This is a genomic window from Streptomyces sp. NPDC000134 (assembly GCF_042899225.1).
Classification (GTDB): domain Bacteria; phylum Actinomycetota; class Actinomycetes; order Streptomycetales; family Streptomycetaceae; genus Streptomyces.
The window spans coordinates 86,865-108,326 of sequence record NZ_JBIAZN010000017.1; the positions used below are offsets into that span (position 1 = coordinate 86,865).

15 protein-coding genes and 1 pseudogene are annotated in these 21,462 nt (G+C 73.8%); 15 read left to right on the forward strand and 1 reads right to left on the reverse strand.

Annotated elements, in window-relative coordinates:
* The first annotated feature begins 3 nt into the window (after positions 1-3).
* The 6 genes and pseudogenes from ACFY32_RS24610 to ACFY32_RS24635 all read left to right on the forward strand — a co-directional run.
* A complete protein-coding gene (locus ACFY32_RS24610; protein ID WP_390675273.1) occupies positions 4-1,383 on the forward strand; it encodes a TadA family conjugal transfer-associated ATPase in 1,380 nt (459 codons plus the stop codon).
* 5 nt (positions 1,384-1,388) lie between these two features.
* A complete protein-coding gene (locus ACFY32_RS24615; RefSeq protein WP_390675274.1) occupies positions 1,389-2,261 on the forward strand; it encodes a type II secretion system F family protein in 873 nt (290 codons plus the stop codon).
* Complete coding sequence (locus tag ACFY32_RS24620; RefSeq protein ID WP_390675275.1) at positions 2,258-3,052, forward strand: type II secretion system F family protein; 795 nt, start codon at positions 2,258-2,260, stop codon at positions 3,050-3,052. Before ACFY32_RS24615 ends, ACFY32_RS24620 begins: the two co-directional genes overlap by 4 nt.
* A gap of 70 nt (positions 3,053-3,122) precedes the next feature.
* Complete coding sequence (locus ACFY32_RS24625) at positions 3,123-3,329, forward strand: DUF4244 domain-containing protein (RefSeq protein WP_359200450.1); 207 nt, start codon at positions 3,123-3,125, stop codon at positions 3,327-3,329.
* Positions 3,316-3,702, forward strand: a complete 387-nt coding sequence (locus ACFY32_RS24630) for a TadE family type IV pilus minor pilin (protein ID WP_359200448.1) — start codon at positions 3,316-3,318, stop codon at positions 3,700-3,702. The genes ACFY32_RS24625 and ACFY32_RS24630 overlap by 14 nt, the downstream gene beginning before the upstream one ends.
* A 173-nt stretch (positions 3,703-3,875) precedes the next feature.
* Positions 3,876-4,265: pseudogene (locus ACFY32_RS24635) on the forward strand (Rv3654c family TadE-like protein); the annotation flags it as partial.
* 16 nt (positions 4,266-4,281) lie between these two features.
* On the opposite strand, the gene ACFY32_RS24640 reads toward ACFY32_RS24635, so the two are convergent.
* Positions 4,282-6,852, reverse strand: coding sequence for a DEAD/DEAH box helicase (locus ACFY32_RS24640; protein ID WP_390675276.1), 2,571 nt, complete (start codon positions 6,850-6,852; stop codon positions 4,282-4,284).
* 82 nt (positions 6,853-6,934) lie between these two features.
* Here ACFY32_RS24640 and bldG point away from each other — a divergent pair, with 82 nt between their 5' ends.
* From bldG to ACFY32_RS24685, 9 genes are all read left to right on the forward strand, one after another.
* Positions 6,935-7,276, forward strand: a complete 342-nt coding sequence (gene bldG, locus ACFY32_RS24645; RefSeq protein WP_003975386.1) for an anti-sigma factor antagonist BldG — start codon at positions 6,935-6,937, stop codon at positions 7,274-7,276.
* Positions 7,277-7,394: 118 nt separating this feature from the next.
* Entirely contained in the window at positions 7,395-7,826 is a 432-nt protein-coding gene (locus ACFY32_RS24650; RefSeq protein ID WP_359200444.1) for an ATP-binding protein, read from the forward strand.
* Positions 7,827-8,087: 261 nt separating this feature from the next.
* Positions 8,088-10,493, forward strand: coding sequence for a sodium-translocating pyrophosphatase (locus ACFY32_RS24655; protein WP_359200442.1), 2,406 nt, complete (start codon positions 8,088-8,090; stop codon positions 10,491-10,493).
* Positions 10,494-10,700: 207 nt separating this feature from the next.
* Entirely contained in the window at positions 10,701-11,294 is a 594-nt protein-coding gene (locus tag ACFY32_RS24660; protein WP_359200440.1) for a small secreted protein, read from the forward strand.
* A 46-nt stretch (positions 11,295-11,340) separates the two neighbouring features.
* Positions 11,341-12,861, forward strand: a complete 1,521-nt coding sequence (locus ACFY32_RS24665) for a methyltransferase (RefSeq protein WP_359200438.1) — start codon at positions 11,341-11,343, stop codon at positions 12,859-12,861.
* A gap of 259 nt (positions 12,862-13,120) precedes the next feature.
* Positions 13,121-13,318: a hypothetical protein gene (locus ACFY32_RS24670; RefSeq protein WP_359200436.1), complete on the forward strand. Its 198-nt coding sequence runs from the start codon at positions 13,121-13,123 to the stop codon at positions 13,316-13,318.
* A 273-nt stretch (positions 13,319-13,591) separates the two neighbouring features.
* Positions 13,592-16,465, forward strand: coding sequence for a type I DNA topoisomerase (gene topA / locus ACFY32_RS24675; RefSeq protein ID WP_359200434.1), 2,874 nt, complete (start codon positions 13,592-13,594; stop codon positions 16,463-16,465).
* Positions 16,466-16,599: 134 nt separating this feature from the next.
* Complete coding sequence (gene tmk / locus ACFY32_RS24680) at positions 16,600-19,974, forward strand: dTMP kinase (protein ID WP_359200432.1); 3,375 nt, start codon at positions 16,600-16,602, stop codon at positions 19,972-19,974.
* A gap of 226 nt (positions 19,975-20,200) precedes the next feature.
* A complete protein-coding gene (locus ACFY32_RS24685; RefSeq protein ID WP_359200430.1) occupies positions 20,201-21,406 on the forward strand; it encodes a DNA polymerase III subunit delta' in 1,206 nt (401 codons plus the stop codon).
* The last annotated feature ends 56 nt before the right edge of the window (positions 21,407-21,462 follow it).

Consider the following 21,462-nt stretch of genomic DNA (forward strand, 5'->3'; position numbering starts at 1 on the left):
TCGATGGGGCGTGACCTGCGCCCGGGGGAGGGTTCGGCGGGGCAGCTCCGGGAAGCGGGTGCGGGGTCGGGGTTGCCGTCGGAGCCGCCGGTCAGGGTTGCGGGTGTGGGGTCCGGGTCGCCGTCGGGGCCGCCGGTCAGGGTCGCGGGTGTGGGGCCCGGGGCGCCGTCCGGGCCGGTGCGGGGCGCGGGTCCGGCACCCGGGTTGCCGTCGGGGCTGCTCGACGGTGTGCGGCGCCGGCTCGCCGAGAGCGGGGCGGAACCGACGCCCGCGCGGGTGGCACAGGCCCTGCGGGAACAGGGACGCGTCCTGGGGGACGCCGAGATCCTCGGCACCGCCGAGCACCTGCGCTCGGAACTGGTCGGCAGCGGGCCACTGGAGCCGCTGCTCGCCGATCCCTCGGTGACCGACGTGCTGGTGTCCGCCCCCGACCGGGTCTGGGTGGACCGCGGCGGCGGACTGGAGCTGACGTCCGTCCGCTTCGCCGACGCCGGTGCGGTACGGCGGCTGGCGCAGCGCCTCGCGGCCGTCGCCGGTCGGCGGCTCGACGACGCCCGGCCGTGGGTGGACGCCCGGTTGCCCGACGGGACCCGGCTGCACGCGGTGCTGCCCCCGGTCGCCGTCGGCTGCGCCTGCCTCGCCCTGCGGGTGGTGCGGCCCCGCGCGTTCACGCTGGACGAACTGGTGGCGGCGGGCACCGTGCCGCCGGGCGGGGACCGGGTGCTGCGGGCGCTGGTGGAGGCCCGGTCGTCGTTCCTGGTCAGCGGCGGCACCGGCAGCGGCAAGACGACGCTGCTGAGCGCACTGCTCGGCCTCGTCCGGCCGGACGAGCGGATCGTGCTCGCCGAGGACTCCACGGAGCTGCGCCCGGACCATCCGCACGTCGTACGCCTGGAGGCCAGACCCGCCAACCAGGAGGGCGCGGGCCTGGTGACCCTGGAGGACCTGGTGCGCCAAGCCCTGCGGATGCGCCCGGACCGGCTCGTCGTCGGCGAGGTCCGCGGCCCCGAGGTGGTCCATCTGCTGGCGGCTCTCAACACCGGCCACGCGGGCTGCGGCACGGTCCACGCCAACGCGGCGGCGGACGTCCCCGCCCGGCTGGAGGCGCTCGGCACCGCGGCCGGGCTCGACCGGGCCGCCCTGCACAGCCAGGTGGCCGCGGCGCTGTCGGTCGTCCTGCACCTGGTGCGGGACCGGACCGGCCGGCGGCGGATCGCGGAGGTGCGCGTGCTGGAACGGGACCCGTCGGGGCTGGTGCGGACGGTTCCCGCACTGCGGTGGGGAGCGGCGGCGTTCGCGTACGAGCGGGGCTGGGAGCGGCTGCGGGAACTGCTGCGCGAAGAACGCCCGGAAACGGGGCGGGACACAGGGGGACATGGATGACCGGGATGACCGGGATGACTGAGATGCCGGTGAGCGCGGCCGTGGCGTGTCTCGGGGCGGCGGTGTGGCTGACGGGCGGCCGGGACCGCGGGGCCCGGCGGGCACGGCTGCTGCTCGCGGGCGGCGGGGCGATCGGAACCGGACCGCCGGGCGCCACCCGGGCGACGGACGCGCTGCGCCGGCTCCGCGGGCGGCTGCGGCCCGAATGGTGGGCCCTGGCGGCGGGAGCGGTACTGGCGGTGCTGGGCGCCTCGCTCCTGCCGGTCCTCGCGGGGGCGGCCGGGGTGCCAATGCTGCGGCGGGCACGGCTGACCGGCCGGGACCGGCGGGCACGGGAGCGCCGGCAGGACGCGGTGATCGCCCTGTGCGGAGCGGTCGCGGGGGAGGTACGGGCGGGGCGGCAACCGGGCGAGGCACTGCTGCACGCCGCGCGTGACTCCGGCGGGCTCGGCGACGGGCGTACGGCAGTGCTGGCGGCGGCCCGGTTCGGCGGGGACGTGCCGGGCGCGCTCACGGCGGCGGCACGGCAGCCCGGCGCCGACGGGCTGCGGGGACTCGCCGCGTGCTGGCGGGTGGCCGTCGACCAGGGCGCCGGCCTCGCGGCCGGACTCGACCGCCTGGAGGCGGCGCTGCGCGCCGAGCGGGACCAGCGGGCCGACCTGCGGGCGCAGTTGGCGGGCGCCCGGACCACCGCGGCGATGCTCGCCGGCCTGCCGGCCCTGGGCCTGCTGCTCGGCGTCGCGCTCGGGGCCGACCCGCTGCGCGTCCTGCTGCACAGCGGACCGGGCCTGGGCTGCCTGTTGGCCGGCGGTGTGCTGGAGGGGCTCGGCCTGTGGTGGGTGGGGCGGATCGTACGACGGGCGGAGGCGGCGTCATGAGCGCGGAAGTTGTCCACAGGCTGGGGGTGATGGTGGGGACAGTGCTGCTCGCCGGGTGGCTGGTGCGATGGGCGGTCACCGCCCGCCGCGCCCACGGGGTGCGGCGCCGCCTCACCGGCCTCACCGTCCCCCGGCGGACACCCGCCGCCCCACGGCGCGTCGAGGTGCTCGCCAGGGCCCGCCCCTGGCTGCCCCTGCTGGCCACCGTGGGCGCCGGTTGGGCCCTGGTCGGGGGAATCGCCGGCCTGCTGGCGGGGCTGGCCGTGGCGGCCGGGCTCCGGCACTGGCAGCGGCGGCGCCCGCCCGCCGGCAAGGCCGCCGCAGACGCCGAGGTGGCCGAGGCGGCACGGCAACTGCCGTTGGCGGCCGACCTGCTGGCGGCCTGCGTCACGGCGGGCGCGGGACCGGTGGTGGCGGCGCAGGCCGTGGGTGACGCCCTCGGCGGGCCCATCGGCGACGCCCTGGCGCGGGGCGCGGCGGAGGTCCGCCTCGGCGGTGAGCCGGAGGGCGCCTGGCATCACCTGGCGGCGTTCCCGGGCGCCCCGCCCTTGGCCCGGCTGCTGGAACGCGCCGGAGTGTCCGGGCTGCCCGCCGCCGGACCGGTCGCGCGCCTCGCCGCACAGGCCCGCGAGGAGTGGGCCCGCACCACCACGGCGCGGGCCCGGCGGGCGGCCGTCCTGGTCAGCGCGCCGGTCGGGCTCTGCTTCCTGCCCGCCTTCATCGCGGTGGGAATCCTCCCCGTGGTGATCGGCCTGGCGGGCGGGGCGCTGGGCGGAAACGGCGGTGGATGACCCACCCGGAACAGCGAACGGCCAGCACGACCACAACTGACGAACACGAAGAATTCTTACGGGGGTTGAGATGTATCAGATGGTACGGACACGACTGCGGGCCCTGGTGCGCCGGGCACGTGCGCGACGGGACGCGGGCATGGTGACGTCCGAGTACGCGATGGGCATCGTGGCGGCGGTGGCGTTCGCCGTGGTGCTCTACAAGGTGCTCACGAGCGGGGCGGTCGGCGCGGAACTCGAGAGCATCGTGAAAGAGGCGCTCGATGCGCGGATGTGAGCGGCGGGCGGGCGGTCCGGCCGACGACGGGTTCGTGACGGCGGAGTCGGCCGTGGTGCTGCCGGTGCTGGTGATGTTCGCGATGGCGCTGGTGTGGGGCCTGCTCACGGTGGCCGCGCAGATCCAGTGCGTGGACGCGGCGCGGACCGGCGCCCGCGCGGCGGCCCGGCAGGACCCGGCCGACGCGGTCGTCGAGGTCACCCGACAGGCGGCACCCGACGGAGCGGACGTCACGGTCAGCCGGGAGGCGCGACACGTCCGGGTCGTCGTCACGGCGAAGCCACCCGCCTTGAGCGGACTGCCGTTCGAGGTACGGGAGGAGGCCGTGGCCTCGGTGGAGTGGACGACGGCGGGGACGGGGGTGAGGACGTGAGGGACGCCGGGCGTATGCCCCATCGGACGGCACGGGGGCGGGCGGTCCTGGCTCGGGCGGTCCTGAGTCCGGCGGTCTCAGGCTGGGCGGTCCTGAGTCCGGCGGTCCCCATCCGGGCGTCGGGACGGACCGCACCTCACCGGGGAGCGACGTGCCGGACGCCGCCGTACCGGATGCCATCGAGCCGGGTGGCACGCCGCTGCGCGGACCGTGGATCCGCCACCGTCTGGAGTGTCGGGGCGATCGCCGTGCTGTGCGTGGTGTTCGGCGTCGTCCTGGCCCTCGGGCAGGCGGTCGTGGCCCGGCACCGGGCGGCCGGGGGCGCCGATCTCGCGGCCCTCGCGGCGGCGGACCACTGGGCAGGGGGCCGCGCGGCGGCGTGCGGGCGCGCGGACCAAGTGGCCCGCGCCCAGGGCGCGCGGCTGGTGCGGTGCGCCCTCACCGGCCAGGTGTCCGACGTGACGGCGGCCTCGGGCCGGGGTCCGTTCACGGCGGAGGTCAGGGCACGGGCGGGCCCGGCGGAAGCGCCCGCGGTGACGGCTCCGCCGCCGGCTCGGCCGCCGGCTCCATCGGTCCCCCCTACGCCGCCGGACCATCCGACGCCCCTGGCCCACCCATCGCCGTGGGACTCCCTGACGCCCCCGGTCTCCCTGACGCCCCCAGTCCCCCCGCCGCACCCGGTCCCCCCGAGGCCCCCGAATCCTCCGCCGCCCCCCGCAACAGCACCGTGAGCAGCCGGACCGCCCCGCGCTTGTGCAAGGGATCGTTGCCGTTGCCGCACTTGGGGGACTGGATGCAGGACGGGCAGCCCGCGTCGCATTCGCAGGAGGCGATGGCCTCGCGGGTCGCGGTGAGCCAGTCGCGGGCCGTGTGGAAGGCGCGCTCGGCGAATCCCGCGCCGCCGGGGTGGCCGTCGTAGACGAAGACCGTCGGCAGGAGGGTGTCGGGGTGCAGGGGGACGGAGACGCCGCCGATGTCCCAGCGGTCGCAGGTGGCGAACAGCGGGAGCATGCCGATGGACGCGTGCTCGGCGGCGTGCAGGGCCCCGCCGAGGATCTCCGGGTTGATCCGGGCGGCGTCGAGCTGGTCCTCGGTGACCGTCCACCACACGGCGCGGGTGCGCAGCGTACGAGGCGGGAGGTCGAGCTTGGACTCGCCGAGGACTTCGCCGGTGATCAGGCGGCGGCGCAGGAAGGAGACCACCTGGTTGGTGACCTCGACGGAGCCGTAGCACAGGCGGCCGTCGCCCCACGGGATCTCGACGTCGGTCTCCAGGACGGAGATGGCGGTGGTGTCGCGGGCCACCGTCGAGTACGGCGGACTGGCCTGTTCGACGAGGGCGACGGAGTCGTCCAGGTCCAGGGAGCGGACGAGATAGGTGCGGCCCTGGTGGAGGTGGACCGCGCCCTCGTGGACCGTGGTGTGGGCGGCGTCGGCATCGACCGTGCCCAGCAGCCGGCCCGTCCCGGCCTCGACCACCTGGACCGGCCGGCCGCCCTCGCCGCGGATGTCGGTGAGGTCGGCGGCCCGTTCGCGGCGCGTCCAGTGCCAGGCCCGGGTCCGGCGGCGCAGCAGCCTGGCCGCCTCCAACTGGGGGAGCAGTTCCTCGCACGCGGGGCCGAAAAGCTTGAGGTCCTCGTCCGTCAGGGGCAGTTCCGCCGCCGCGGCGCACAGGTGCGGGGCGAGGACGTACGGGTTGTCGGGGTCGAGGACGGTGGACTCGACCGGCTGGTCGAACAGGGCCTCGGGGTGGTGGACGAGGAAGGTGTCCAGCGGGTCGTCGCGGGCGACCAGCACCGCCAGCGCGCCCTGCCCGGCCCGGCCCGCCCGGCCCGCCTGCTGCCACAGGGAGGCCCGCGTCCCCGGATAGCCGGCGATGACCACGGCGTCCAGGCCGGAGATGTCGAGGCCGAGTTCCAGGGCGTTGGTCGCGGCGAGGCCGAGCAGGTCGCCGGAGTGCAGGGCGCGTTCCAGGGCGCGGCGCTCCTCGGGGAGGTAGCCGCCGCGGTACGCCGCGACACGCCGGGCGAGGGACCGGTCGACCTCGGCGAGGCGTTCCTGGGCGATGACGGAGATCAGCTCGGCGCCGCGCCGGGAGCGGACGAAGACGATGGAGCGCATGCCCTGCACGGTGAGGTCGGTGAGGAGGTCGGCGGCCTCGGCGGTGGCCGTGCGTCGAACGGGCGCGCCCTTCTCGCCCTCCAGTTCGGTCAAGGGCGGCTCCCAGAGGGCGAACACCAGTTCACCACGGGGTGAGGCGTCGTCGGCGACCTCCACCACCGGCAGTCCGGTGAGCCGGCGGGCGGCGACCGCGGGCTCGGCGGCGGTGGCGGAGGCCAGCAGGAACACCGGCGACGCGCCGTAGCGGGCGCACAGCCTGCGCAGCCTGCGCAGCACCTGGGCGACGTGCGAGCCGAAGACGCCGCGGTAGGTGTGGCACTCGTCGATGACGACGTACTTCAGCGCCTTCAGGAAGGAGGACCAGCGGGGGTGGGAGGGCAGGATGCCGCGGTGCAGCATGTCCGGGTTGGTCAGGACGTACGTGCCGTACTGGCGGACCCATTCGCGTTCTTCGAACGGCGTGTCGCCGTCGTAGACCGCGGCGCGCACGGACGCGCCGAGCGGTTGTGAAAGTTCCTTCACCGACCGGCACTGATCGGCGGCGAGGGCCTTCGTCGGGGCCAGGTAGAGGGCGGTCGCGCCACGCCCGTTGGGGGCCTCGGAGCCGTCCAGGAGCGCCGACAGCACCGGGACCAGGTAGGCGAGGGACTTGCCGGAGGCGGTGCCGGTGGCGACGACGACCGAATCGCCGTCGAGGGCGTGCTCGGCCGCGCGGGCCTGGTGGGCCCAGGGGTGTGCGATGCCCGCGGCCTGCACCGCCGCGACGACCTCGGGACGAATCCGGTCCGGCCAGACGGCATGGCGGCCCGCACGCGGGGGCAAGTGCTCCGTATGAGTGATGCGCGAAGCCCGGCTCGGTCCCGCCGAGAGGCGGCCCAGGACCGTGCCCGGACCCGGCCGCGAGGCGGGGTCCGTCGGGGGTCCATCGGATCGGTGATTCTTGGCCATCGGCATCGAGTGTGTCACCGGCGTGACGGACAATGGGACCAAGGCGTCGTGCACGCCCGCCGGTAAGTGATTGAATGCCATCGCGGCTGGCGAACCGTCCCGGGGGCCCCAAGCCGAGGTGTCCCGAGGGACGACCGCTCGATAGCAAGGTGCTGGAGGATCCGTGGACCTGTCCCTGTCGACCCGTACCGTCGGCGATCGTACGGTCGTCGAGGTCGGTGGCGAAATTGACGTATACACCGCGCCCAAGCTGCGCGAGCAGTTGGTCGAGCTGGTGAACGACGGGAGTTTCCACCTCGTCGTCGACATGGAGGGCGTGGACTTCCTCGACTCCACCGGACTCGGCGTGCTGGTCGGCGGGCTGAAGCGGGTGCGGGCCCACGAGGGCTCGCTGCGCCTGGTCTGCAACCAGGAGCGCATTCTCAAGATCTTCCGTATCACCGGCCTCACCAAGGTGTTCCCCATTCACACCTCGGTCGAGGAAGCGGTGGCGGCCACCGACTGACGACGATCACCGATCCCGGGCCCTCGACGAGCCCGGGACGTCGATGAGCATCACCAGGGGGCCGGGCTTTCGGCGGCCCGGTCCCTCGACAGCACGCCCGTAGTACCGAGGGGGATGCATGGCCACCGTTGAACTCCGTTTCAGCGCGCTGCCCGAGCACGTCAGGACCGCCCGGCTGGTGGCGGCCGCGGTGGCACGCAGGGCCGGAGTGGACGAGGCCGTCCTCGACGAGGTCAGGCTCGCCGTCGGCGAGGCATGCACCCGAGCCGTCGGACTCCACCAGAACGGCGGCATCACCGCGCCGGTGAAGGTGGCGCTGATCGAAGAGGAGAAACAGTTCTCCATCGAGGTCGGCGACGAGGCGCCGCACGCGGCCCCCGGCGGCGCCCCCGGCGCCCTCGGCGACGACCCGGAGGTCGAGGAGGACGAGATGGGCCTCGCGGTCATCAGCGGGCTCGTCGACGACGTGGAGGTCACGGCCGACCAGGACGGCGGACTGATCCGCATGACCTGGCCGACGACCCCGCCCCCGGCGCTCCCGCTGAACTGACATCCGCTTCCGCCAACCGCAGGGCCCTACCGCGTAGGGCCCTTTGTCATGTGCGGAAGACGATCGTCCCGCATACAGTGGCTCTGTGCGCGCGTTAAGTGATTCCATTCACGATCAATGCGCTTGTGAATGAATGCTTCGAAGGCGTTACGGCTTTTGGCTTGACGGGCCGAATAGATTTGTCAGGCACTGTTTTGATCAGGTTCCGGTACCTACAATCCGTCCACATCTTGAGCTCAGCCCAAGCGTCAAGGAGGACGAATGGCGGAGCTTTCCCTTTCATATGGCTCGGGTCACCCCACGAACCTCGCAGCCGCCGTGCTCACCGACGGCAACCGCGTCCTGGTCGCCGTCATCGCCGTCGTGGCGCTGGCCGCGCTGGTGGTCGCGGGGGTCCTGGTGCGCCAGGTGCTCGCGGCGGGCGAGGGCACGGACAGCATGAAGAAGATCGCGGCGGCGGTCCAGGAAGGCGCCAACGCCTATCTGGCCAGGCAGTTGCGCACCCTCGGCGTATTCGCCGTCGTGGTGTTCTTCCTGCTCATGCTGCTGCCCGCGGACGACTGGAAACAGCGGGCCGGACGTTCGATCTTCTTTCTGATCGGTGCGGCGTTCTCGGCGGCCACCGGGTATATCGGCATGTGGCTCGCCGTCCGCAGTAATGTGCGCGTCGCCGCGGCGGCGCGGGAAGCGACACCGGCCGAGGGTGAACCGAAAAAGGATCTCACCCTCGTCTCGCACAAAGCGATGAAGATCGCATTTCGCACGGGCGGCGTCGTCGGCATGTTCACGGTGGGGCTCGGTCTGCTCGGCGCCTCCTGCGTGGTGCTGGTGTACGCGGCCGACGCGCCGAAGGTCCTGGAGGGCTTCGGCCTCGGGGCCGCCCTGATCGCGATGTTCATGAGGGTCGGCGGCGGCATCTTCACCAAGGCCGCCGACGTCGGCGCCGACCTGGTCGGCAAGGTCGAGCAGGGCATCCCGGAGGACGACCCGCGCAACGCCGCGACCATCGCCGACAACGTGGGCGACAACGTCGGCGACTGCGCGGGCATGGCGGCCGACCTCTTCGAGTCGTACGCCGTGACGCTGGTCGCCGCGCTGATCCTCGGCAAGGTGGCCTTCGGCGACTCGGGGCTGGCGTTCCCGCTGCTGGTCCCGGCCATCGGGGTGATCACCGCGATGATCGGGATCTTCGCGGTGGCGCCGCGCCGCAGCGACCGCAGCGGGATGAGCGCGATCAACCGCGGCTTCTTCATCTCCGCGGTGATCTCGCTGGTGCTGGTGGCGGTGGCCGTCTACGTCTACCTGCCGGGCACGTACGCCGACCTCGACGGCGTCACCGACGCGGCGATCGCGGGCAAGGACGGCGACCCGCGGGTCCTCGCGCTCGTCGCCGTGGCCATCGGCATCGTGCTCGCCGCCCTGATCCAGCAGCTCACCGGCTACTTCACCGAGACCACCCGGCGCCCCGTGCGGGACATCGGCAAGAGCTCGCTCACCGGACCGGCCACCGTCGTCCTGGCCGGCATCTCCATCGGCCTGGAATCGGCCGTCTACACCGCCCTGCTGATCGGCCTCGGCGTCTACGGGGCCTTCCTGCTCGGCGGCGCGTCGATCATGCTGGCGCTGTTCGCGGTGGCGCTGGCCGGCACCGGCCTGCTCACCACGGTCGGCGTGATCGTCGCCATGGACACCTTCGGGCCGGTCTCCGACAACGCCCAGGGCATCGCCGAGATGTCCGGCGACGTCACGGGCGCGGGCGCGCAGGTCCTCACCGACCTGGACGCGGTCGGCAACACCACCAAGGCCATCACCAAGGGCATCGCCATCGCCACCGCCGTGCTCGCCGCGTCGGCGCTGTTCGGGTCGTACCGCGACGCCATCACCACCGGCGCCCGGGACGTCGGTGAGCAGCTCAGCGGGCCGGGGGCGCCGATGAGCCTGATGATGGACATCTCCCAGCCCAACAACCTGGTCGGGCTGATCGCCGGCGCGGCGGTCGTCTTCCTCTTCTCCGGCCTGGCGATCAACGCGGTGTCCCGGTCGGCGGGCGCGGTCGTCTTCGAGGTGCGCCGGCAGTTCCGGGAGAAACCCGGGATCATGGACTACAGCCAGACACCGGAGTACGGGAAAGTCGTCGACATCTGCACGAAGGACGCCCTGCGCGAACTCGCCACGCCCGGACTGCTCGCCGTGCTGGCGCCGATCTTCATCGGGTTCACGCTCGGTGTGGGCGCCCTCGGCGCGTTCCTGGCGGGCGCGATCGGCGCGGGCACGCTGATGGCGGTCTTCCTCGCCAACTCCGGCGGCGCCTGGGACAACGCCAAGAAACTCGTCGAGGACGGCCACCACGGCGGCAAGGGCAGCGACGCGCACGCCGCCACCGTCATCGGCGACACGGTCGGCGACCCCTTCAAGGACACCGCGGGACCGGCCATCAACCCGCTGCTGAAGGTGATGAACCTGGTGTCGCTGCTCATCGCCCCCGCGGTGATCAAGTTCTCGTACGGACCCGACAAGAGCGTGGGCGTACGGGTGCTGATCGCGCTGCTGGCCCTCGCGGTCGTCGTCGGCGCGGTGTACGTCTCCAAGCGGCGCGGCATCGCCATGGGCGACGAGGACGGCACCGGCCGGAAGCCCGAGCCGGCGGACACGGCGGTGGTTTCCTAGGTCCGGTCTGCCACTCGGGGCGCGCGGCCCGGCTCAAGGCGCGGGCGTACGGCGTGTGGTGACGCGCCGTGCGCCCGCGTCCGCGTGCCGGGGAGGTATGCCGTGAGCCTTCTCTCGCCTGGTGCAAATGGCTGCAATTAACGTCGTATCGGATGTTGGTCACGCGGGTGTCGCCCGGATGGCGTGTATGTTCCGGGGCCGAGAGCCATGGAAGGGACCAATCCGGTGAACAAGAAGCTCGCGGCCGCACTGTCCGGCGGTGCGGTACTGGTACTGGCGCTGACGGGATGCGGCGGCGACGACGAAGGCAACGACAAGCTGGACTCCTGGGCCCAGCAGGTCTGCGACGGCGTCCAGCCGCAGGCGAAGAAGATCGAGGCCGCCAACGCCGCGATCCAGAAGCAGACCTCGGACAACAGCAGCCCGCAGGACGTCCGGAAGACCGACGCCCAGGCGTTCCAGGACATGTCCGACGCCTACAAGGCGATGGGCGACGCCGTGCGCAAGGCCGGCGTGCCGGACGTCGAGGACGGCGAGAAGAAGCAGAAGGACGCCGTCCGGGAACTGAACACGCTCTCCTCGTCGTACGCCTCCCTGAGGAAGCAGGTGGAGGCGCTGGAGACCAAGGACCAGGCGAAGTTCGCCGACGGCCTCAAGGACGTCGCCACCGAGCTGGACAAGCTCTCCCGCAGCGGCAACGACGCCCTGAAGGCACTGGAGGAGGGCGAGGTCGGCCAGGCCATGGCCAAGCAGCCGAGCTGCAAGTCGGCCTCCGCCTCGGCGTCCGCCACGACGAGCTGACGTCCGCCGCGGTGGCCCCGCGCGGAGGGCGCGTCACAATGGGGGCGTGAGCAACGCCGACCTCTCCCCCCTGCCCCGCGCCGACCGTCCCGACGTCACCGCCCGGCTCCGGGAGGCCCTTCTCGGGGCCGCCTTCACCGCCGACGGCCTGCTGGAACTGCTCGGGGCGCCCGCGTACGCGGCCCTCTCCCGCAGCGAGACCGTGCCCGCGCTGCGCGCCACGCGCGGCGACACGCCGCTGGAGACGCTCGTCCGGCTGTTCCTGCTCCAGCAGCCCGTGCCGCACGCACGCGTGGCGGACGTCCTGCCCGTCGGCGCGTGCCTGGAGAGCGGCTGGCTGACGCGGACCGGCGGGGACGAGGTGGCGGCCACCGTGGACGTGCGGCCCTACGGCGGGTCCGACGGCGAGGACTGGTTCATCGTCTCCGACCTGGGCTGCGCGGTCGGCGGCGCGGGCGGCATCGGCAGCCAGGCCGAGGGCGTCGTCCTGGGCGTGGGCGGCGCCTCCACCACGCTCGCCGGCCTCACCGTGCGCACCCCCGTCGCCGCCGCCCTCGACCTCGGCACCGGTTCCGGCATCCAGGCCCTGCACGCCTCCCGGCACGCCACGCGCGTGACGGCGACCGACGTCAACCCGCGCGCCCTGCACATCACCGCGCTCACCCTCGCGCTCTCCGGCGCCCCGGCGGCCGACCTGCGCGAGGGCTCCCTGTTCGCACCGGTCGGCGCGGACGACCGCTACGACCTGATCGTCTCCAACCCGCCGTTCGTGATCTCGCCGGGCGCGCGGCTCACCTACCGCGACGGCGGGATGGGCGGGGACGATCTGTGCCGCACGCTCGTTCAGGAAGCGGGGGGACGGCTGACCGAGGGCGGGTTCGCGCAGTTCCTCGCCAACTGGCAGCACGTGGAGGGGGAGGAATGGACGGACCGGCTGCGCTCCTGGGTGCCGCCGGGCTGCGACGCGTGGATCGTGCAGCGCGAGGTCCAGGACATCACGCAGTACGCCGAGTTGTGGCTCAGGGACGCCGGGGACCACCGCGGTGACCTCACCGAGTACCAGGCGCGGTACGACGCGTGGCTGGACGAGTTCGAGGCGCGCAAGGTCAAGGGGGTCGGCTTCGGCTGGATCACCCTGCGCCGCAGCGACGCCGCCGAGCCGTCGATCGTCGTCGAGGAATGGCCGCATCCGGTCGAGCAGCCGCTCGGCGAGACCGTCCGGGCCCACTTCGACCGCATCGACTACCTGCGCGCCCACGACGACGCGGCCCTGCTCGAAGCGAGCTTCACCCTGGCCGGCGAGATCGTCCAGGAACAGGTCGGGCTGCCCGGCGCCGAGGACCCCGAGCACGTCGTGCTGCGCCAGCACCGCGGCATGCGCCGGGCGACCCGGGTCGACACCGTCGGCGCGGGCTTCGCCGGCGTCTGCGACGGCACGATGAGCGCGGGCCGCATCCTGGACGCCATCGCCCAGCTCATGGGCGAGGACCCGGTCCTGCTGCGCGACCGCACGCCGGCCCAGATCCGGCTCCTGGTGGAACAGGGCTTCCTCGAACCGGCACGGTGACGCGCCCGGGACGCCCGCGGACCCGGGGCGGTGACGCGCCCGGGGCGTCCGTGAACCGCACCCACCGGGTTTCGGACGCCGGGGACGCCCGGAAACCGGCGTACGCGGGTGCCGCCGGGCCCGTACGCGGTGTCCGGAACGTGTCGTGACGAGGCCCGCCGGGCCCCCGTTCACCTCGGGTTCGCCTGGGCGCCGCCCGCGCGTGTCAGCCTCGCCGGGGCTGGACACGCGCGGACGGAGAAAAGGGGCACGGGGAGCCATGGAGAGTGGGCCGGCGATCTTCGCGGGAACGGTGTTCGCCCTGTTCGGCGCCGGTCTGCTGGTGTGGACCCTGACCCGGGTCAGGCACCGCCGGCCCGTCGCCGAGGGTGTGAGCCCCGTCGCATCGGCGGCCGTCGCGAGCGTCGCCGCCGTGCTCGCGCTGGCGCTCGGCGCATGGTGCCTGACCCGCGTCTGAACGGCGGCTTCCGGACGTCCGGGACCCTGCGGACCCGGTAATCGAAAGGTCGCGCTCCGGATACGCCTCCGCAAGCACGTGGCGACTCCGGGCGGCAGGAAGAGGGTTAGTCGGGTTACCGTTCGAGTGGCCGTTGCGGGCTTTTCCCGTTTGACACGGGGGCGGGAGGTACCGTCACACTCCGCAGCGTCACGAGCGAACAAGGAACAGGACCCGACCCCCGGGACCCACGCCGGGGGCGTCCCCCAGCGCCGACCGGAGAGAAGAGCGAAGTTGTCCCCGACCAGCGAGACCGCAAAGGGCGGCCGCCGACTCGTCATCGTCGAGTCGCCTGCCAAGGCGAAGACGATCAAGGGCTACCTCGGCCCCGGGTACGTCGTCGAAGCGAGCGTCGGGCACATCCGCGACCTTCCCAACGGCGCCGCCGAGGTGCCGGAGAAGTACACCGGAGAGGTCCGCCGGCTCGGTGTGGACGTCGAACACGACTTCCAGCCGATCTATGTGGTCAACGCCGACAAGAAGGCGCAGGTCAAGAAGCTCAAGGACCTGCTGAAGGACTCCGACGAGCTGTTCCTCGCCACCGATGAGGACCGCGAGGGCGAGGCCATCGCCTGGCACCTCCAGGAAGTCCTCAAGCCGAAGATCCCGGTCAAGCGCATGGTGTTCCACGAGATCACCAAGGACGCCATCCGGGCCGCCGTGGCCAACCCGCGCCAGCTCAACCAGAAGCTGGTCGACGCCCAGGAGACCCGCCGCATCCTCGACCGCCTCTACGGCTACGAGGTCTCGCCGGTCCTGTGGAAGAAGGTCATGCCGCGGCTGTCCGCGGGCCGCGTCCAGTCCGTCGCCACCCGGCTCGTCGTCGAACGGGAACGCGAGCGCATCGCCTTCCGCTCCGCCGAGTACTGGGACCTGACGGGCACCTTCTCCCCCACCTCCGGCTTCGCTCCGGCGGGGGGACCCCCATCCGGCCGCGCGGGAGACGCCTCCGACCCGTCGTCCCTCGTCGCCCGCCTCCAGACCGTCGACGGCCGGCGGGTCGCGCAGGGCCGCGACTTCGACTCCTTGGGGCAGCTCAAGAGCGCCAACACCCTCCACCTCGACGAGGCCGGCGCCCGCGCGCTGGCCGCCGCCCTGGAGGACACGCGGTTCGCCGTCCGCTCCGTCGAGTCCAAGCCGTACCGCCGCTCGCCGTACGCCCCGTTCCGCACCACCACGCTCCAGCAGGAGGCGTCCCGCAAGCTCGGCTTCGGGGCGAAGGCGACCATGCAGGTCGCCCAGAAGCTGTACGAGAACGGCTACATCACGTACATGCGTACGGACTCCACGACCCTGAGCGACACGGCGGTCGCCGCCGCCCGCGCCCAGGTGACGCAGTTGTACGGCGCCGACTACCTGCCGGCGCAGCCGCGCACGTACGCCGGGAAGGTCAAGAACGCGCAGGAGGCGCACGAGGCGATCCGCCCCTCCGGCGACCGCTTCCGCACGCCCGCCGAGACGGGACTGACCGGCGACCAGTTCAAGCTGTACGAGCTGATCTGGAAGCGGACCGTCGCCTCCCAGATGAAGGACGCCACCGGCAACAGCGTCACCGTCAAGATCGGCGGTACCGCGGCCGACGGCCGGGACGTCGAGTTCACCGCCTCCGGCAAGACGATCACCTTCCACGGCTTCCTGAAGGCGTACGTCGAGGGCGCCGACGACCCCAACGCCGAGCTGGACGACCGCGAGCGCCGGCTGCCGCAGGTCGCCGAGGGCGACGCGCTGACCGCCGAGGAGATCACGGTCGACGGGCACGCCACCAAGCCCCCGGCCCGCTACACCGAGGCGTCGCTGGTCAAGGAGCTGGAGGAGCGCGAGATCGGCCGCCCGTCGACATACGCGTCGATCCTCGGCACGATCCTCGACCGCGGCTACGTCTTCAAGAAGGGCACCGCGCTCGTCCCGTCCTTCCTCTCCTTCGCCGTGGTCAACCTCCTGGAGAAGCACTTCGGGCGGCTCGTCGACTACGACTTCACCGCCAAGATGGAGGACGACCTCGACCGCATCGCCCGCGGCGAGGCCCAGGCCGTGCCGTGGCTGCGCCGCTTCTACTTCGGCGAGGGCTCGGGCGCCGGAGTCGCGGCCGACGCGGGCAACGGCGACGGCGACCACCTCGGCGGCCTCAAGGAACTCGTCACCGACCTCGGCGCCATCGACGCCCGCGAGGTGTCCTCGTTCCCGGTCGGCAACGACATCGTGCTGCGCGTCGGCCGCTACGGCCCGTACGTCGAGCGCGGCGAGAAGGACTCCGAGAACCACCAGCGCGCCGACGTCCCCGAGGACCTCGCGCCCGACGAGCTGTCCGTGGAGCTGGCGGAGGAACTGCTCGCCAAGCCCAGCGGCGACTTCGAACTGGGCACCGACCCGGCCACCGGGCACACCATCGTCGCCAAGGACGGCCGCTACGGCCCGTACGTCACCGAGGTACTCCCCGAGGGCACCCCGAAGACCGGCAAGAACGCGGTGAAGCCGCGGACGGCCTCGCTGTTCAAGTCGATGTCGCTGGACACGGTCACCCTGGACGACGCCCTGAAGCTGATGTCGCTGCCGCGCGTCGTCGGCACCGACACCGACGGCACCGAGATCACCGCGCAGAACGGCCGCTACGGCCCGTATCTGAAGAAGGGCACGGACTCGCGCTCCCTGCAGACCGAGGATCAGCTCTTCACGATCACGCTGGAAGAGGCGCAGGCGATCTACGCCCAGCCCAAGCAGCGCGGCCGGGCCGCGGCCAAGCCGCCGCTGAAGGAGCTGGGCACCGACCCGGTCAGCGAGAAGCCGGTCGTGGTCAAGGACGGCCGCTTCGGCCCGTACGTCACCGACGGGGAGACCAACGCGACCCTGCGCTCCGGCGACAGCGTCGAGACGATCACCCCCGAGCGCGGCTTCGAACTGCTCGCCGAGAAGCGGGCCAAGGCCCCCGCCAAGAAGACGGCGAAGAAGACGGCCGCCAAGAAGACCGCCGCCAAGAAGGCCCCCGCCAAGAAGACGGCGGCCAAGAAGACGGCGACCAAGAAGACGACGACCGTGAAGAAGACCACGGCGGCCGCGAAGAAGTCCACCGCCGCCGCCAAGGCGACCGCGGCCAACACGCCGGAGGACTGAGCGCCGCGCCCGGGTGCCGTTTCCCGGCACCGGGCCTTCGCGAAACGAACGCCTCGGCATCGATTCGGTGTCGGGGCGGTCGTACGTTCGGGCATGTACGCGGGGCTGTCCGTGGCTGCCGATAGGCTGAACGCATGACGCGAGCCGAGCAGCCAACGGCCACTCACCCGGCCCCAGACGACGCCCTGGTCGCGGACTCCCGCGAGCGTGCCGTCCGCGCCCTGCTGCGCCGGCCGCAACTGCGGCGGTTGTGGAGTGCGCACCTGGTGAGCGGTGTCGGCGACACCCTTGCCCTGCTGGTGCTGGTCCTGCTCGCCGTGCAGGCGGCGATCGCGGCCGGTTCGTTCGGCGGCGGCTACCGCGGCGTGGCGTTCGCAGTGGCGACCGTTTTCGCGGTGCGCATCCTGGGGACGCTGCTGTTCGGCGCCGTCCTGCTCGGGCCGCTCACCTCGCTCACCTCCCAGGACGGTCCGCTGGACCGCCGCCTGACCATGGTGGGCGCGGACGGCCTGCGGGCGGTGCTGCTGATCGTCGCGCCGCTGTGGATCGACTGGACGCCGGACGACGCGCTCGCCGCCCTGCTGGCCACCGCCTTCGTCGTCGCTGTCGCCGAGCGCTTCTGGACGGTGTGCCGGGAGAGCGCCGCCCCGGCGCTGCTGCCCGCCCCGCCCCCCGAGGGCGCCTCGGTACGCCCGCTGCCCGACCACATGGACGCGCTGCGCCGGCTGTCGCTGCGGACGAGCTTCGTCGCCGTACCGCTCGCGGCGCTCGCCCTGGTCGTCGCCGGGCTGGTCAACAACCTGCTCGGGGCCGGCGTCGACTGGTTCGCCCAGCACCGGGCGGCGCTCGCCGCGTACGTGGCGGCCGGGCTCTTCGCCGGGTCCCTGTGCCTGCTTCTCTTCCTGGAGCTGCCCGGCGTCCGCACCCCGCGTGCGCGGTCGCCGCTGGAGGGGCTGCGCCGCCCCAGGACGGCCGCCGGTCCCGAGAAGGGCCGCACGGGCGCGCTGCCGCTGCTGGTGCTCGCCTGCACCGCGGTCGCCGGCGCGATCGCCGTCGCCGTCGCCGTGGCCGTGCTGCACGCCAAGGACCTGGGCGGCGGTCCGGTGCTGTTCGGGCTGCTGGCCGGCGCGCTGACCGGCGGTGTCGTCGTCGGCATCCGTACGGCGCCCGCCCTGCTGCCCTCGCTGTCCCGGCGGCGGCTGCTGTCCCTGGCCATCGCCTTCGAGGGCGTCGCCCTGCTGGCCGCCGGGCTCGTCCCGGACGACACCACCGTGCTGCTGCTCGCCGTGCTGGCCGGGGCCGGCGCGGGCATCGCCGCCAACATCGGGCACGCCCTCCTCGACCAGGAGACCGAGCACCACCGCCGGACACGCGTCACCGACCACCTGCACGCCTGCGTGCGGGTCTGCGTGGCGCTCGCCGCGGTGGTCGCCCCCCTGGTGGCCGCGGGCATCGGACCGCACCGCCTGGAGAACGGCAGGTTCGTCTTCGCGCACGGCGGCGCCGCGTTCACCCTGATGCTGGTCGGCGCGCTGCTGCTGCCGGTGGCCGCGCTGGTCCTCGCCAAGGTCGACGACCGCTCCGGGGTCCCGCTCCGGCACGATCTGCGGGACGCGCTGCTCGGCGGCGACGACCCGGTGCAGACCCCCGCGACGAACGGTTTCTTCATCGCTCTGGAGGGCGGCGACGGCGCCGGGAAGTCCACCCAGGCGGAGGCGCTCGCCGAATGGGTCCGCGGCAAGGGCCACGAAGTCGTGCTCACCCGCGAGCCGGGCGCCACGCCGGTGGGCAAGCGCCTGCGCTCCATCCTGCTGGACGTCTCCAGCGCCGGGCTGTCGCACCGCGCGGAGGCCCTGCTGTACGCCGCCGACCGCGCGGAGCACGTCGACACAGTGGTCCGGCCCGCACTGGAGCGCGGCGCGGTCGTCATCTCCGACCGGTACATCGACTCCTCGGTGGCCTACCAGGGCGCCGGGCGCGATCTGTCCCCGACCGAGATCGCCCGTATCAACCGCTGGGCGACCAACGGGCTCGTCCCGCATCTGACGGTGCTGCTGGACGTCTCCCCGGAGACGGCCCGCGAGCGGTTCACCGAGGCGCCGGACCGGCTGGAGTCGGAGCCCGCCGAGTTCCACGCACGCGTGCGGGCCGGTTTCCTCACGCTGGCCGCGGCCGACCCCGGCCGCTACCTCGTGGTGGACGCCGGGCAGGAGCCCGAGGCCGTCACCACCGCCCTGCGCCACCGGCTCGACCAGGTGCTGCCGCTGTCCCAGGCCGAGATCGAGGCCCGCGAGGAGGCCCGGCGCAAGGCCGAGGAGGAGGCGCGCCGCAAGGCCGAGGAGGAGGCCGCGCGCAAGGCCGAGGAGGAGCGCCTGGAGCGCGAGCGCCAGGAGCAGTTGGAGAAGTTGCGCGCCGAGGAGGAGGAGCGCAAGCGGCGCGAGCTGGAGGAGGCCCAGCGCCGCGAGGCCGAACGGCAGGCCGAGGAGGCCCGGCGGCGCGCCGAGGAAGCGCGCCGCAAGGCCGAGGAGGAGCGGGCACGACTCCTCGCGGAGGAGAAGGCGCGCGCCGAGGAGGAGGCCCGCCGCAAGGCGGAGGAGGAGCGCCGCCGCCGGCAGGCCGAGGAGGAGGCGCGGCTGCGGGCCGAGGCCGAGGCGCGGCGCCTGGAGAAGCAGCGCAAGGCCGAGGAGGCCCTGCTCCGCGCGGAGGAGGCACGCCGGGCGGCCGAGCAGGCGGCGGCAGCGGCGGCGACCGGCCCGAAGCCGGCGGTACCGCCCGCGGCACGGGCTCCCCGGCCCGCGCCCCTGGACGACGCGACCGTGCCGACGCCGGTGGTGACCCCGACGGACGCCTCCGGCGGTCCGGTGGAGGACACGGCGGTACTGCGTCCGGTGCGGGAGGAGGCGGACGGGACCGCCGACGGCCGCCCGGCCGGGCCGCGGGCGTCCTCCGGGGCCGGGGCGGCGACGCCCTCCGAGGCCGAGGCGACGGCCGAACTGCCGAGGCCGCCGGTACCTCCGGGCGGGGCGGGCCCGGCCGACGAGACGGCGGTGCTGCCCCAGGTGGACCCGGGCGCGGCGGACGAGACGGCGGTGCTGCCCCAGGTGGACCCGGGCGCGGCGGACGAGACGGCGGTACTTCCGCCGGTGTCGCCCGGCGCGGCCGACGAGACCGCCGTGCTCCCGCCGGTACGCGGGGAGGACCCGGCCGACCGGGTGCCGCCGGGGTACTTCCGGGACGAGGACCGGGACGAAGACCGGGGCGACGCGGCCGACGGCGGCGGGAACGACCGTACGCGGGAGCTGCCCCAGGTCGACCCGGGCGCGGTGGACGCCGGACCCGCCGCCGACCGGGCGCGGGGCCGTCGGCGCCGGTCCGACTGGGCCGAGGAGACGCCGCTGGACGACCTGCCGACGCTCGCGGACGAGCTGCTGGGCCCGCACGCGGACGACCCGGACGACGAGGACCGCGGAGGCGGCCACCGGGGCGGCCGGGGCCGTCGGGGGCGCTGATCCGCCGCGGCGGGCGGGGTCGCTGGCCCCGCCCTCGGCCGGTGGGGTGCGGGCGCTGACCGGCGCTGACCCGGCCGTCGGCCCGCCCGGACGGGCCTCGGTGGTGAGGCCGGTGAGGCCGATGACGCGGTGACGCCGGTCACGGCGGTGACGCCGGGGCCCGTTGTCAGTGGCCGCCCGCACAATGGGTGGAGCGACGTGATGTGACGGAAGGACGGCGTGACCCATGAGCGTGTGGGACGACCTGGTCGGACAGGAGAAGGTGAGCGAGCAGCTCGCCGCCGCTGCCCGGGACGCCGACGCGTTCGTCACCGCCGCCGCGAGCGACGCCCCGCCGCCCGAGGCGTCGAAGATGACCCACGCCTGGCTGTTCACCGGCCCGCCCGGCGCGGGACGGGAGCAGACGGCGCGGGCCTTCGCCGCCGCGCTCCAGTGCGTCAGCCCCGACCGGGCCCTCGGTGGCGTCCCCGGCTGCGGCTTCTGCGACGGCTGCCACACCGCCCTGATCGGCACCCACGCGGACGTCACCACGGTCGCCGCCATCGGCACCCAGATCCTCGCCGACGACATGCGGGACACCGTCCGCAAGTCCTTCACCTCCCCGGCGAACGGCCGCTGGCAGGTCATCCTCGTCGAGGACGCCGAGCGGTTGAACGAGAAATCGGCCAACGCCGTCCTGAAGGCCGTCGAGGAGCCGGCCCCCCGCACGGTGTGGCTGCTGTGCGCCCCCTCCATCGAGGACGTGCTGCCCACCATCCGCTCCCGCTGCCGCCACCTGAATCTGCGTACGCCCTCGGTCGAGGCCGTCGCCGACATGCTCGTACGCCGGGAAGGCGTCGAGCCGCAGGTCGCCGCCGCGGCGGCCCGCGCCACCCAGGGCCACGTCGACCGGGCCCGCCGGCTGGCCACCGACCCGGCCGCCCGCGAGCGCCGGGCCGCCGTACTGAAGCTGCCGCTGCGGGTCGAGGAGATCGGCGGCGCCCTGAAGGCCGCGCAGGAGCTGGTCGACGCGGCGACCGAGGACGCCAAGCGGCTCGCGGAGGAGCGGGACGGCAAGGAGACCGAGGAGCTGAAGACGGCGATGGGCGCGGGCCAGGGCGGCCGGATGCCGCGCGGCACGGCGGGCGTCATGAAGGACCTGGAGGACAAGCAGAAGCGGCGCCGGACCCGTACCCAGCGCGACAGCCTCGACGTCGCGCTGACCGACCTCACCGCGTTCTACCGCGATGTCCTCGCCCTCCAGCTCGGCTCCCGCGTCGCCATCGCCAACGCCGAGGCGGAGGACGCCCTGGAGAGACTGGCCCGCGCCGGCACCCCGGAGTCCACCCTGCGCCGCATCGAGGCGATCAACGCCTGCCGCGAGGCCCTCGACCGCAATGTCGCGCCGCTGCTGGCCGTGGAGGCGATGACGATGGCCCTCAGAGCCGGCTGACGGGCACGGCCCCGGGAAGCAAGCGGCAGCGAAGGCAGGAGGGGATAACTCGTACG